Annotated in this window: 12 protein-coding genes; 10 read left to right on the top strand and 2 right to left on the bottom strand. The window is 59.0% G+C overall.

Features of this window, described 5'->3' with window-relative positions; genetic code table 11:
• Positions 1-120 precede the first annotated feature (120 nt).
• The 5 genes from M2407_RS05765 (at position 121) to hutH (ending at position 7,004) form a co-directional block, all read left to right on the top strand.
• Positions 121-1,017 (top strand): LysR family transcriptional regulator, encoded by an 897-nt coding sequence (locus tag M2407_RS05765; RefSeq protein ID WP_122078990.1) that lies wholly within the window; start codon positions 121-123, stop codon positions 1,015-1,017.
• Positions 1,018-1,219: 202 nt separating this feature from the next.
• Entirely contained in the window at positions 1,220-2,311 is a 1,092-nt protein-coding gene (locus M2407_RS05760; RefSeq protein WP_259217052.1) for a DUF917 domain-containing protein, read from the top strand.
• On the top strand, positions 2,308-3,966 hold the full coding sequence (locus M2407_RS05755) for a urocanate hydratase (protein ID WP_130015615.1): 1,659 nt from the start codon (positions 2,308-2,310) through the stop codon (positions 3,964-3,966). Before M2407_RS05760 ends, M2407_RS05755 begins: the two co-directional genes overlap by 4 nt.
• Entirely contained in the window at positions 3,963-5,303 is a 1,341-nt protein-coding gene (locus M2407_RS05750) for an MFS transporter (protein ID WP_122078987.1), read from the top strand. The genes M2407_RS05755 and M2407_RS05750 overlap by 4 nt, the downstream gene beginning before the upstream one ends.
• 51 nt (positions 5,304-5,354) lie before the next feature.
• Entirely contained in the window at positions 5,355-7,004 is a 1,650-nt protein-coding gene (gene hutH, locus M2407_RS05745; RefSeq protein ID WP_122078985.1) for a histidine ammonia-lyase, read from the top strand.
• Positions 7,005-7,021: 17 nt separating this feature from the next.
• Here the strand turns inward: hutH and M2407_RS05740 are convergent, their stop codons facing one another.
• Complete coding sequence (locus M2407_RS05740; RefSeq protein WP_259217050.1) at positions 7,022-7,678, bottom strand: TetR/AcrR family transcriptional regulator; 657 nt, start codon at positions 7,676-7,678, stop codon at positions 7,022-7,024.
• Between the two features lie 93 nt (positions 7,679-7,771).
• On the opposite strand from M2407_RS05740, the gene M2407_RS05735 reads away from it, so the two are divergent.
• From M2407_RS05735 to M2407_RS05715, 5 genes are all read left to right on the top strand, one after another.
• Positions 7,772-8,470 carry a DAPG hydrolase family protein gene (locus M2407_RS05735; RefSeq protein WP_122078980.1) on the top strand — a complete coding sequence of 233 codons (699 nt, stop codon included), beginning with the start codon at positions 7,772-7,774 and terminating at the stop codon, positions 8,468-8,470.
• 93 nt (positions 8,471-8,563) lie between these two features.
• Positions 8,564-8,950: a GFA family protein gene (locus tag M2407_RS05730; RefSeq protein ID WP_046373780.1), complete on the top strand. Its 387-nt coding sequence runs from the start codon at positions 8,564-8,566 to the stop codon at positions 8,948-8,950.
• Positions 8,951-9,038: 88 nt separating this feature from the next.
• Positions 9,039-10,349, top strand: a complete 1,311-nt coding sequence (locus M2407_RS05725) for an MFS transporter (RefSeq protein WP_259217048.1) — start codon at positions 9,039-9,041, stop codon at positions 10,347-10,349.
• A gap of 172 nt (positions 10,350-10,521) precedes the next feature.
• Positions 10,522-11,781: an MFS transporter gene (locus tag M2407_RS05720; protein ID WP_122078975.1), complete on the top strand. Its 1,260-nt coding sequence runs from the start codon at positions 10,522-10,524 to the stop codon at positions 11,779-11,781.
• Positions 11,778-13,220 (top strand): glycoside hydrolase family 32 protein, encoded by a 1,443-nt coding sequence (locus tag M2407_RS05715; RefSeq protein WP_259217043.1) that lies wholly within the window; start codon positions 11,778-11,780, stop codon positions 13,218-13,220. The genes M2407_RS05720 and M2407_RS05715 overlap by 4 nt, the downstream gene beginning before the upstream one ends.
• Positions 13,221-13,276: 56 nt before the next feature.
• On the opposite strand, the gene M2407_RS05710 is transcribed toward M2407_RS05715, so the two are convergent.
• Entirely contained in the window at positions 13,277-14,278 is a 1,002-nt protein-coding gene (locus tag M2407_RS05710; protein WP_259217042.1) for a LacI family DNA-binding transcriptional regulator, read from the bottom strand.
• Positions 14,279-14,287: the final 9 nt, after the last annotated feature.

Genomic DNA, 14,287 nt, shown 5'->3' with positions numbered 1-14,287 from the left:
CAGGTTATCAATCGGTCGATTGTGCCGATAGTCAGGCCAGTGTAGGGTGAGGCTGTCTATTCTGTCTTATGCTTGTTTATCACTCATGCATAACAAAATGTTAACCATTGTGGAGGGGCTGTGCGTTTAAATCTCAAGCAAATCGAAGTGTTCCGCGCCATCATGCTGACCGGCTCGATCAGCGGTGCCGCCAAGCTGCTGCACGTTTCACAACCGGCGGTCTCACGGCTGATTGGCTACACCGAACAGCGGTTGGGTCTGACGCTGTTTGAACGCATCAAGGGGCGTCTGTACCCGACCCCGGAGGCTCGTCACCTGTTTGTCGAGGTCAATTCGGTCTATCAGGGCGTTCAGCGGGTTAACGAAGTGGCTGAGGACCTGATCCAAAACCGTATGGGCCACCTGCGTATCGCCTGCAGCCCAAGTCTGGGGCAAGGCTTGATCCCCAGCGCCATCGCAAAATTCCACGCGCAATTGCCCGAAGCGCGGGTGATACTGCACACCATGATCCCGGACGTGCTGTTGCAGGCGGTGCTGACGCAACAGGTTGAACTGGGGGTCGCTTTTCTGCACGAAGGCCATCCCAACGTGCATTCGCGCCAGCTGTATGAAAACCGGCTGGTGGTGGCGTTGCCTGCTTCCCACCCATTAACCGCCAAAAATGTGATAGGTATCGAGGATCTGATCGACCAGCCTTTTATTGGCTATGGCGCCGAGATCCCGATCGGCCAACTGGTGCGCAAACTGTTAAGTGATGCCGATATCATTCTGCGCCCTACCGTCGAGGTGCAGCAGATCCACGTCGCCTGCGCACTGGTGCAGGCCGGGGTTGGTATTGCGCTGATCGATGAAATTACCGCCAACGGCCCGGTGTGGACCAAGGTGGTTTTCCGGCCCATCGCCCCCACTGCCAAAACCCCCATCAGCATCGTACACGGCATGTACGAGCCCCTTTCACGACTGGCTCAGGCGTTTATTGCCACCCTCGAATCAGTGCAGATCCACTGGTCGCGCTAACGCATTTCATCACCGCTCCCCAGGGTGCTCGCGACTGATTTTTTGCGCCTGAAGCATGGGTTAACATTGTGTTATACGCAGGTGATAAAAAGTAATGCGACATTTTGGTTAACCGCCCCCTAGTATCGAATTCCGGTAGCGCAACTATTCACAGATTATTCATTCAAGCGCAATCTCACCGATACTTTCAGGAGCACAGACCATGGGGCGTGTTTTAACACTTAACGATGTGGAGGCCGCGGTAAAAGGCGGTTCGGTATTTGCCTGCGGCGGTGGCGGTTGGGTTGCCCACGGCCTGGAGCTTGGGCGACTGGCGGTGACCATTGGCCGACCGGAACTGGTCAGCCTTGAGGAATTGAACGACAACGACTGGATTGCTACCGCGGCAGCGATTGGCGCCCCCGGCGGCCTGACCGACTGGCAAATGCTCGGCGTCGACTACGTTAAGGCCGTGCAGTTGGTGCAGCAGGCACTGGGCGCCCCTATCGCCGGATTGATGGTTGGGCAGAACGGCATGTCCAGCACCCTCAACGGCTGGTTGCCTGCCGCGATCCTCGGTTGCAAGGTCGTCGATGCGGTCGGCGATCTGCGTGCCCACCCGACTGGCGACATGGGCTCCATCGGCCTGGCCTCCAGCCCTGAACCGATGATCCAGGCTGCCGTCGGCGGCAATCGGGACAATAACGCCTATATCGAACTGGTGGTGAAAGGCGCCACGGCCAAGGTGTCGCCGGTGCTACGCAAAGCGGCAGACATGTCCGGCGGCTTTATCGCCAGCTGCCGCAACCCGATACCAGCCGGCTACGTGCGCCAACACGCTGCGCTGGGGGGCATCAGCCAGGCGATTGCCTTGGGCGAAAGCATTCTGGCGGCAAACGGCAACGGCATCGTCGAGACCATCTGTCGCCACACCGGCGGCAATATTATCGGTAGCGGCAAGGTTGCCGCCAACAGCCTGCGTTATACCGAAGAGGCGTTCGACGTCGGCATCGTGACTGTCGGCCAAGGCAAGGACCTGCGCCGTATCCATATCATGAATGAACATATGGCGGTGGAAGATGCCCACGGTGAACGTCTCGCCAGTTATCCAGACGTGATCACTACCCTCGACAAGGCCGGCAACCCGGTAAGCGCCGGGCAGTTAAAGCCTGGCATGGAAGTGGTGATTTTCCATATGCATCATTCTCAGTTCCCGCTTTCCTCGTCGGTCACCGATCCGGCGGTTTATCCCCCGGTAGAAAAAACCCTCGGAATTGACTTACGCAGCTACCTGCCAACGGGAGATGCCGCATGAAAAGAGCCTTTAAAGTGACCTCGGGCACCGAGCTGCGCTGCCTGGGCTGGCGGCAAGAAGCGCTGTTGCGTCTATTGGAAAACGTGCTGGCCGTTGGCGAAAATCCCGACGAACTGGTGGTATATGCGGCATTGGGACGTGCGGCGCGCGACTGGCCGTCACACGATGCCATTGTTCATGCGTTAAAAACCATGCGTGAAGACCAAACCCTGCTGGTGCAATCCGGCAAGCCAATCGGCGTGCTGCAGACCCACGCTAATGCCCCCCTGGTGATCATGGCCAACTGCAATATGGTCGGCCAATGGGCGAAGGCGGAGAACTTCTACCGCTGGGAAAAAGAAAACCTGATCTGCTGGGGCGGACTGACCGCCGGCGACTGGCAATATATCGGTTCGCAGGGGGTGATCCAGGGGACTTATGAAATCTTCTCGCGTATCGCCGAACGGCATTTCGCTAACGATCTGCGCGGCCGCTTTATCCTCACCGCCGGGCTGGGCGGCATGGGCGGTGCGCAACCGCTGGCGGGCACTCTGGCCAACGCTGCGATTCTGACCGTCGAGGTCAATCAGGCCAGTATCGACAAACGGCTGAAAAACGGCTTTTTACAGCACCAGGCGAAAGATCTCGATCAGGCACTGGCGATGATCGCCGCCGCTCAGCAGCGCAAAGAGGCCTTGTCAGTTGGGCTGCTGGGCAATGCCGCCGAAGTCTACCCGGCGATTTTGTCCCGCGGCGTAGTTCCGGACATTGTTACCGACCAAACGGCGGCGCACGACCTGGTGTACGGTTATGTCCCCGCCGGTTACAGCCTTGAGCAAGTGGCGGCGCAACGCGAAGCGGATATCAATGCGCTGATGGACGCCAGCCGCCGCTCTATCGTGCAACACGTAGAAGCCATGATCGGCTTTATGGATCGCGGCGCGGTGGTGTTCGATAACGGGAATCTTATCCGCACCCACGCCCACCAGGGCGGCGTTGCACGCGCATTCGAGATCCCCATATTCACCGAGGCCTTCCTGCGGCCGCTGTTTTGTCGCGCCATCGGTCCGTTCCGCTGGATTGCGCTGTCCAACGACAGCAACGATATTCGGGTGATCGACGACTACCTGCTGCAGCGCTTTGCCGATAACCGCATCGTCAGCAACTGGATCACTCTGGCGCGCCAACATGTGCCCTTTGAAGGCCTGCCGGCACGCATCGCCTGGCTCGGTCACGGGGAACGCACCGAGCTGGCGCTGGAAGTGAACCGCATGGTAGCGGACGGCCGTCTTTCCGGTCCTATCGCCTTCACCCGCGATCATCTCGACGCCGGGGCGATGGCTCACCCGAATATCATGACCGAAAAGATGAAGGACGGCTCCGATGCCATCGCCGACTGGCCGCTGCTCAATGCGTTGGTCAACTGCGCCTCCATGGCGGATTTGGTGGCAATCCACTCCGGCGGCGGCGGTTACAGCGGCTATATGACCAGTTCAGGCGTCACCACCATCGCCGATGGCAGCGCCGCTGCGGAGCAACGCCTGCAATTGTCGATGACCAACGACACCAGTACCGGCGTGATGCGATACGCCGACGCCGGTTATCAGGAGTCGCTCGACGAGATTGCCGAAAAATCCCTGCCCTATATCTCACTGCCTCGCGGAGAACAACGATGAATAAAAGCACGGTTCCGCCCATCTCCCCCCTGTTGGCTGCCAACGCCGCCGATACGCCGCGCAAAAGCCGTGGGCGTAAAGCGATTGCTGCCGCTTCCATCGGCAACGCGCTGGAATGGTATGACTTCTCGGTGTACGCCTTTTTCGCCGTGTACATCGCGCAGAACTTCTTCCACCCCAACGATCCCGGCACCCAACTGTTTGAGGCCTTTCTTGCCTTCGGTCTCGGTTTCGTCATTCGCCCACTCGGCGCCCTGGTGATCGGCGCTTATGGTGATAGGGTTGGCCGCAAGGCCGCCCTGACGCTGACCATCATGACCATGGCCGTCGGCACGGCAATCATTGCCTTTGCACCGCCGTACAGCGCTATTGGCATAGGCGCACCTTTATTGATCCTGTGTGGCCGGGTGTTGCAAGGATTTTCCGCCGGGGGAGAGGTGGGCGGCGCGGCCGCATTTTTAATCGAGCACGCCCCCGCACACCAGAAAGGCCAATACGCCTCCTGGCTGCAGGCCAGCATGGGGATCTCCAATATCCTGGGCGCATTGGTCGCCACCGCGGTCACCCTGACGCTCAGTCACGAACAGGTAGGTGACTGGGGATGGCGTATTCCGTTCATCATCGGCTTGTCGATCGCCCCGATTGGCCTGTGGATGCGTAAAACCCTGGAAGAAACGCCGCTGTTTGCCGAAGAGCAGGCCCGGCGTCAGCGGGAACAATGCGCTCCGGAAAAGCCACTGAGACAGCTGTTCCGTACCCATCGTCAGGCCGTGCTGCTGGGCACCGGGTTGTCTATTCTGTGGGCGGTCAGCGTCTACGCGCTGATTATCTATATGCCGATTTACGTTCAACGCGTGCTGCATTTCGAGAGCCATCAGGCGTTTTTGGCGGCACTGATCGGTAACTGCTTTATGGTGGTTTGCTGCGTAGCGGCAGGTGCCTGGTCCGATCGCATCGGTACCCTGAAAATCCTGCAGGCCGGTGCCGCCTTGTTGCTGGTTGCCAGCTACCCCTTGTTATTGCTGCTTGACGCTTACCACACCACCGCAATGCTGATCCTGGTACAGACACTGTTTTGCATGCTGGTGTCGCTGTTCGTCGGCGTGGCCCCTGCGGCACTGTCCGATCTGTTTCCCACCCAGGTACGGGCCAGCGGAATGTCGGTGTCCTATAACCTGGCGGTGACGGTGTTCGGCGGCTTTGCGCCGGCGATCCTGACCTGGTTGACCCAGAATACCGGCACCCGCTTTGCGCCGGCCTGGTACGTGATGATCGCCAGCTTACTGGCGCTGATCACCCTGTATTTTATCGCCCGCCGTCCGGCGCAGCAGCCCTGAAACGAATAACGCTACAACAACATAAAAATCAATAATAAGGGTTTACTTATCATGCCAGGAAAATTCGCTTTATCGCTGTTGGCCGCGCTGACGCTCGGTTACAACCCGTTTGGCTTGGCCACCGTCACGCTCGATGGACACTCTATTACCCCGCACCTGATTGCTCAGGTCGCCGACGGTGAAACGGTGAGCGTCACGCCCGTCGCCATGGAGCGCGTGACACGGTCACATCAGGTGCTGATCGAAGCTGCGCAGAGCGGGCTGAAAATCTATGGGCTGACGGTGGGCGTCGGATTAAACAAGGACCGGCCGATGGTCGACGTCCACGGAAAGCTGACGCAGGAGGTGATCGACGCATCGAAAAAATTCAACGTCGGCCTGCTGCATGCCCACTCTGGCGGCATTGGCGAAGCCATGAGCGTCCGCGTCGCGCGGGCCACCATGGTCACCCGGCTCAATGCCCTGTTGAGCGGTGGCGGCGGTGTCCAACCGGCGATTGTCGACGCCTATGTCGCTTTTCTCAACAAAGGCATCACCCCGGTGATCCCGGCGGACGGTTCGGTGGGCGAAGGAGATATCACGGTGATCAGCCACATTGGGCTGGCGATGCTCGGCGAAGGTGAAGTTTATTATCAAGGTAAAAAAGTGGCGGCCAAAGCGGTGCTGCAAAGCAGTCAGACACCGGCCATTGCCCCTTATGCCAAAGACGCGCTGGCGATCCTCAGTTCCAATGCCTATTCCGCAGCTAGCGGTGCTCTGGCTCTGGATTCGCTGTCCCACCTGATGCAGGTTAATACCTTGACCTATGCGCTCAGCCTGCAGGCGCTGAACGGTAACCTTTCTCCGTTTCTCGCCAATACTCTGGCGCTACGTCCTTACCCGGAAGTGGCGGCCATGGGGAAAAACCTGCGCGAGTTGCTGATCGGCTCCAGCCTGTGGCAGCACGATGACAGCCGTCCCTTGCAGGATCCGCTGAGTTTTCGCTCCGGCGTCTATCTGCTGGCGGAGCTCCAGCGCAGCTATCAGCAGGCTTACGACCAGTTGCTGGTGCAGTTAAACAGCTCCGACGACAACCCAGGAGTGGCACTCGACGTTACGGCACCGTCGCAGCGGCCGCAGGAGGCGGTAGGCTACGTCAGCAAAGGCAGCCTGCAAGGTGCAGTGCTGCCAAGCGCCAACTTTGAACCGCTGCCCTGGGTACTGGCCTTTGAGCAATTGGGATTGGCGCTGGCGCATAATTCGCTGGCCAGCGCTCAACAGGTGATCAAACTGAATAACCCGGCGTTTACCGGCCTGAGTCGTTTTCTCGGCACCGACCACACCGTGCACGCCTTTGGCGCGATGGAAAAGCCGGTCATGATGCTGGCGATGCGGAGCAAAGAACTCGCCATGCCGGTGTCGCTCGATTATTTCCCGGTCGCCGGCGATATTGAAGACATCGCCACCAATGCACCATCGGTGGTGGCTCGCGTTCAGCAGCAGGTGGACAACGGCTATCAATTGCTGGGGATCTTGTTGGTGCACGACGCTCAGGCAGTGGATTTGCGCCAGCAGCGACACAACGGCTTTACGCTATCCGCCCCTACCGCAGCACTCTATACCGCGGTGCGCAAGCAGGTGCCGTTTATCGAGGTTGACCGCCCGCTGGCGCCAGACTTCGCCGCGGCAGAACAGGTGCTGCGACAGTACGGTAAAGAGTGACTTGACCACGATCAGCCTCAGGGCGCGGACGACGGCGCCCTGATCAACCCCGGCAACACCAGTGCCAACGCCGCCGCTATGCGAGTGTCGATATCGCTGCCCGGCGGCAACAGGCCAAGCGCCATCTGGCGTAAGGGTTCTGCTATCACCATCGCCAGCAGCAGATCGCTGGTTTGCGCGCAATCCAGTTCACGCAGCCAACCACGCCGTTGCTGGCGCTGCAGCCAGTCAGCCACAATCGTCCTGCCCCGTTCAATGCCGTTGCGCTGATAAGCCGCCAGCAAATCTTCACGCCCCGGAAATTCACTCTGCAGCAGGCGAAACACCCCCACCGCCTGCTCGCTCAGCACCTGTCGCGCAATGGCCTGCAAGCCCTGCGACAACAGCGTCGGCAACTCTGTCGCCCGCTGGGCGTCCTGTTCAAACACCGGCGCAAAAGCGTCGGTCCAGCTAGCGATCGCCTGCGTCACCAGCGCATCGCGGTTCTCGGCAAAGCGATACAGGGTTTTCTTCGCCATGCCCGCCCGCTTCGCCACCGCGTCCACGGTGGTGGCGGCATAGCCCTGCGTCAGCAACAACGCCAGAGTGGCCTCCACTGCCGCCGCGCGTAACTCCCCTTCCGGAGCCGAGGGCCTTCCACGCGAACGCGGTTCGGCTTCCACTTTATTTGCCATCACAGTTCCTCGAAATCGTTGACAGAGTCAGCATAGCGGCATAGCCTTATTTAGGAAACAAATATCGTTTCCAAATAAAAAAGGATGAGCGTGATGACACATCAATCACTGATGCTGCCCTGGGGCGTAAATGATATCAACGAGTTGCTCAAACCTGAACCGCTGCGGCTGGAGATGGGGCTGACGCGCAATAGCGACGGCTGGTTGACCGTGGCAATCCGTACCGATCTGCACGGCTGCAAGGGCCGCATGCTGGATTGGTGGTTTACCTTTTTCGAAACCACCCAGCACATCCGTTGGTGGCATCCGCACGATCATGTCGAACACCGCGGCTGGGACCAGCACTGGAGAAAAGGCCAAAGCTACGTGGGCGCCAGCATCAACGCGGTGGAATGGTTAGCCGAATTGCCACCGGTTCCGGCCCGCCTCAAATTCCACGCGGCAGAAGACTTTTTTGCCCCACAAGCTTTGCAACAGGCGCGGGATGGTCAGGCGTTATCCGCCGCCGTATGCGCACGGATCGGCTTTGGCGAGCAGGTGGCGCTGGACGATAACGGCGATCCGCTCGACGGTGAAATGCTGCATCTGGCACGCGACACCTCCTATGGTTGCGTGCTACGCAGCCGTTTTCTGTTGGGGAAATCCTGTGCCAACGCACATGAAGAACTGCCGGACGAGGTTGGCTTTAATCTGATGCGCCATTGCTACAATGAATTCAGCTATCTGGCGCAATTCCTGCCTTCGCTGTACTACGCCGAAAACGGCCATGAGGCTGCCCCCTTACCCTGGTAATCATTCGCCCCGGCGTTTTATTTTTCACCGGGGCCGTTATAGTAAGCTCAGGCTACAGGCTACAGGCTACAACGATAAACGACAGGTGAAGCGATGGAAAAACGGCGGTATTCAGGTGGCTGTCTTTGCGGGCATATCCGTTTTCAGGCCGTTGGGCAGCCCGGTAATCCCCACAGTTGCTCATGCGAGTTCTGTCAGCGCCACTCCGGCGCGCCGACGTTGTGCTGGGTTGAGTTTCCGCGTGAAGCCGTCAGTTGGATCGGTACCGGCGGCATGCCTGCCCTGTACCGTTCTTCCGACTATTCCAGCCGCGCCTTTTGCCCACGTTGCGGCAGTACTCTGGGCGCTGTCGATGACGAACCGACCGTCGCGTTGGTCACCGGCAGTTTTGATCGCGGTGAGCTAGCGGCGCTGCGCCCCACTGCGCATTCCTTTTCCGATGGCTGCCCCGACTGGTGGAAAATCGACGACATCGTCTGAGGCCTTCACACTTCCCGCCTAAAATAATTGATTGTTTTGTCATAAGAATTTAGAACTGAATGACAATAATTCAAACATGGGAATGGGGATGGACACACAAACCACGGTTATCGACGCACGCCAGTCGCGTCAGGCCTTGCTGGCCGGATCGGTCGGCAACTTTATCGAATGGTACGAATTCGGCGTTTACGGTTTTCTCGCTACCGTGATCGCCGCCAATTTTTTCACCCTGCAGGGTGAAAGTGAAATTACCAGCCTGATCCTCACCTATGCCGCCTTCGCGCTGGCCTTTTTCTGTCGCCCGATAGGCGCCGTGATTTTCGGCCGCATCGGCGATCGCATTGGCCGCCGACCGACGCTGATCGCAGTCTTGTTGCTGATGACGGTGGCCACCGCCCTGATCGGCGTGATGCCGACCTATGCCTCCATCGGCGTTGCCGCCCCACTGTTGCTGACCCTGTTGCGCATGTTCCAGGGGCTGTTCGCCGGCGGCGAATTCGGCGGTGCGGTTTCGCTGATGACCGAGTTCGCACCGAAGGGAAAACGTGGCCTGTTCGGGGCCTGGCAGTCGCTGACCGTGGCCTTCGGGCTGTTGGCCGGGGCCGGACTGGTAGCGCTGTTGGCTGCGCTTTTAACCCCTGAGCAGTTACATGACTGGGGCTGGCGCATCCCCTTCCTGCTGGCGTTGCCAATGGGCGCGGTAGCACTGTGGCTACGCTTAAAACTGCAAGAGACGCCGACCTTTACCCTGGCGCAACAAAACCTCGGCACCAAGGTGCATGCCCCCGAGCTGAAGTTAAGCGGCGTGGTGAAAACCATCGCGATCGGCATTGGACGCATGATGGGCTGGTCCGCTGCCGGTTACACCTTCCTGGTGGTGATGCCGTCCTACCTGCAAACCTCGCTGCACGCCACCTACCAGCAGGCGCTGGTGGCGACGGTACTGGCTAACGTCGGTTTCGCCCTGACCATTCTGCCCGCCGGCATCCTCAGCGATAAGCTGGGCCGCAAAACGGTGATGCTGACGGCGGTAGTGGCGGTGATCCTGTTCACCTTCCCGCTGCTGCACCTGCTGCAGGATCCTCAAAGTTCGCTGCTGGCCAAAGGCATCGCGGTGATGATCGCCGGTGCTGTCGTCGGTTTGCTGGCCGGCCCCGGTCCGGCAATGTTGGCGGAGATGTTCCCGACGCAGGTGCGTTATACCGGCCTGGGACTGGCCTATTCGCTTTCCAACGCGGTATTTTCCGGCTCTGCCGGGCTAATCATCACCGGCCTGATCAAACAGACCGGCAACCTCGATATCCCGGCTTACTATGTGGTCGCCACCTCGGTAGTCAGCCTGTTCGCGCTGATGACCCTGCGGCGCGACGACCATCTCCGTTCACTCAACGAACGTTAACCCTGCGGGGCGCACTGCGCCCCTGTTTTATTGACAGGTGATTTGGATCACACCAGCAAAATGTTAACGTTAACTTTTGTGATTAACATCGCAATCCCTGGCCATCGTGGCTTTATTTGATTTAAAGTTAACGTTAACAATAGAGCCAATTTCATCCATCAGGGCATTCCCCATGAACCGCGAAACAAAAAAATATTATGTGCTTCTCAGCGGCCTGTTGTTTTTCTTCTTCTTCACCTGGTCATCCAGTTTTTCTCTGATCTCCATCTGGCTGAACCAAAAGATCGGCCTGAAAGGCACGGAAACCGGCCTGATCTTCTCGGCGATGTCAATCATGGCGCTGTGCGCACAGCCCCTGTACGGTTTTATTCAGGACAAGCTCGGGCTGCGTAAGCATCTGCTGTTGTTTGTCGGCGTGCTGCTGCTGCTGACCGGCCCGTTCTTTATCTACGTCTACGCCCCGCTGCTGCAAACCAACCTGGTGGCCGGGGCGCTGGTGGGCGGCGTGTTCGTCAGCCTGGCGTTCAATGCCGGCATTGGCGCGCTGGAGTCCTATACCGAAAGGGTCAGCCGGATCGTCGGTTTTGAATTTGGCCGGGCCCGCATGTGGGGTTCACTGGGCTGGGCCAGCGCGACCTTCTTCGCCGGCTTCATCTACAACATCAATCCGAATATTAACTTCTGGATCGCCTCGGCCTCGGCGGCGATATTTCTGCTGTTGCTGTGGCAGGTGCGCGAACTGAAGCCCAACGCCATGGCCGGTCTGGAATACGGCAAACCGGAAAATCTGAAGCTGCAGGACGCGCTGGCGCTGCTGCGCCTGCCGGGTTTCTGGGCACTGGTGGTGTTCGTGCTCGGTACCAGCATCTACGGCGTATTTGACCAGCAATTCCCGGTGTATTTTGCTTCGCAGTTCGCAACGCACGAAGAAGGCAACCGCATGTACGGTTTCCTCAATTCGCTGCAGGTGTTTCTGGAGGCTGGCGGCATGTTCCTGGCCCCCCTGCTGGTCAATCGCATCGGCATCAAACAGAGCTTGCTGCTGGCCAGCAGCGTGATGGCACTGCGCATGTTCGGTTCCGGCTTTGCCAGCGGCGCATTGATGATTTCCGCCATGAAACTGCTGCACGCCGTGGAGTTGCCTATCCTGCTGGTGGCAATGTTCAAATACATCACCACCCGCTTTGACAGCCGCCTGTCCTCGACGCTGTATCTGGTGGGCTTCCAGTTTATCAGCCAGATCGTCGCCGGCATCCTGGCGCCGCTCGCCGGTTACGGCTACGACCGTATCGGCTTTGCCGACACCTATTTGCTGATGGGCTGCGCAGTAGCCGGTACCACGCTGATTTCCTGCTTCCTGCTGCGCGGCGAAACAGTCGCCCGCACGCCCCAATTTCAATCAACGATAAAATCAAGTGAGCCAACCCAATGAAAAATGCTTTAGCTCAAGCCGATCACGCGGTCGAAGCGCTGCGCGCGCAACGTCAGGACGATTACTATCCGCAATTTCATCTGGCGGCGGCCGCCGGTTGGATCAACGACCCCAACGGTCTGGTGTACATTAACGGCGTCTACCATGCGTTCTATCAACATCATCCCTATGACCAAAACTGGGGCCCCATGCATTGGGGCCACGCCACCAGCAGGGATCTGGCGCATTGGCAGCATCAGCCGATCGCCCTGGCTCCCGGCGAAAGCTACGACAAAGACGGCTGTTTTTCCGGCTGTGCGGTGGATGACAACGGCGTATTGACGCTGCTCTACACCGGCCACGTCTGGCTGGGCAAAGAAGGCGATGACGACCAGGTACGCGAAGTGCAATGCCTGGCCACCAGCGAAGATGGCGTAAATTTCGTCAAACACGGGCCGGTGTTGCTGCCGCCGGAAGGCATTCAGCACTTTCGCGATCCGAAAGTCTGGCGTGCAGCTGATCGCTGGTGGATGGTGGTGGGCGCCAAAGAAAACGGGTTAGGCCAGGCTCGACTTTACCGTTCGAATGACCTGCGCGACTGGCAGTTCGATCGCGTCCTGGCGGGGGCACAATCGCCGCACCAGGGCTATATGTGGGAATGTCCGGATTTCTTCCCGCTCGGTGAAAAGCAGGTTCTGCTGTTCTCGCCGCAGGGACTGACAGCGCAGGGTTATCGCAATCGTAACCGCTTCCAGAGCGGCTATCTGCTCGGCCACTGGCGGCCCGATGAGGATTTCAGCGTCACCCAGTCATTCTGCGAGCTGGATGGCGGGCACGATTTCTACGCACCGCAAACCTTCACCGCCGCCGACGGTCGCCGCATGCTGTTCGCCTGGATGGACATGTGGGAATCGCCTATGCCGAGCAAACCCCACGGTTGGGCCGGTGCACTCACCCTGCCCCGTGAATTGACGCTGTCATGTGAAGGCAACGTACTGATGAATCCGGCGCGTGAGCTGACAGCATTGCGCGGCGAGCAACAGTCGTTTGACGCCGTTTCTGTACGTAACCAGCGGCAGGTGTTGACTGACGGGGTGCAAGAACTGGCATTGACGCTAAACGTCGCCGCCAGCGATGCAGAGCGCTACGGCATCGTTATAGGCACCGCCGCACGGCTGTACGTCGATAATCAAACGCATCGATTGGTATTGGAACGTTGCAGTGAAGATCCGGGCCTGTGCGGCTGCCGCAGCGTGCCGCTGCCTGAGGCGGACATTTTGTCGCTGCACGTCTTTATCGACCGCTCATCGCTGGAAGTGTTCGTTAATCATGGCGAGGCCTGCCTGACCAGCCGTATCTACCCGACCGACGGGCAACGCAGCGTCACCCTGTTCGCCGAAGGCGGACTGGCGCAGTTTGGCGCGGCACAGGCCTGGGAACTGGAAAGCATCTGGGAGTGATCTGAGACCAATTCAATGTGCAGGGCGCGGCGGTGAATAAACTGCGCCCTGTTGGGTTACAGCGACCCACGCAGTAATAACGGGCAGGCCACCTTCACCCTGTCGCTGTGATCCAATTGATTAATCAGATGCAGTGCCGCCTGTCGGCCCAGCTCATAATGCGGTAACTGCACCGTGGTCAGCGGCGGAAGGAACAGCTGGTCAATACCAACCATATTGTCGTAGCCCAGCACCCCGACCTGTTGCGGGATTTCCCAGCCCTGCGCCAGCAACACCTGATACACCAAAAACGCCACCCGATCGTTGCCGCACACCACCACATCGCAGTCGCGCCGCCCCGGCGAGAAGTGCCGTTCCAGCAATGCCACGCTGTCGCGGTAATGCTCGTCGCCTTCGGTCAGATCGAGATGATATTGCCGTAATTGATCGACGTCTCCGCCCGCTTCACGCCAGGCACGTTCCAGCCCGCGACGGCGCAAACCGGCCGCCAGGGTCGTTTCCGGCAGGTGAATACACAGCGGTGCGCGATAGCCTTTGGCGATCAAAGCACGCATGGCATCATACTGGCCCTGTTCATCATCGGGAATGTAACTGGCTACCGGGTGTTCCGGGCTGATGCAGTTGGCCAGCACCAGTTTTTTATCCAGCAACTTGGCCGGTATATCTACCTGGCGTAGCCCCATGGTAGTGAATATCACCCCGTCCGGCCGGTGTGCCAGCAGCAAATCTACGGTATGTTCCGCGCTGTCGTCGGCAAACAGGTTGACCACGAAGCTGTTCCAACCGTGTTCACGCGCCGTTTTTTCAATCGATAGGATCATCTCTACCGAGAAGGGGGTTGTCGCGGTATCCAGCGCCAGCACGCCGAGGGTCTGAACCCGACTGCTGTCGCCGCGAATGCGTCGCGCCGCAAGATCGGGCACGTATTCCAGTTGGTCGATCGCCAGTTTGACGCGTTGGTAGGTATCCGGCCGCAGCTTATCGGGCTCGTTGATGGCGCGGGATACCGTCATCAGGGATACCCCGGCAAGTTTTGCAACGTCTTTCAGCGAGGCCATGCGCCCTTC

The organism is Serratia sp. BIGb0234 (assembly GCF_024809915.1).
Taxonomy (GTDB): Bacteria; Pseudomonadota; Gammaproteobacteria; order Enterobacterales; family Enterobacteriaceae; genus Serratia; species Serratia liquefaciens.
The sequence above is the reverse complement of the archived record's forward strand: the minus strand, read 5'-3'. Positions and strand labels throughout refer to the sequence as shown.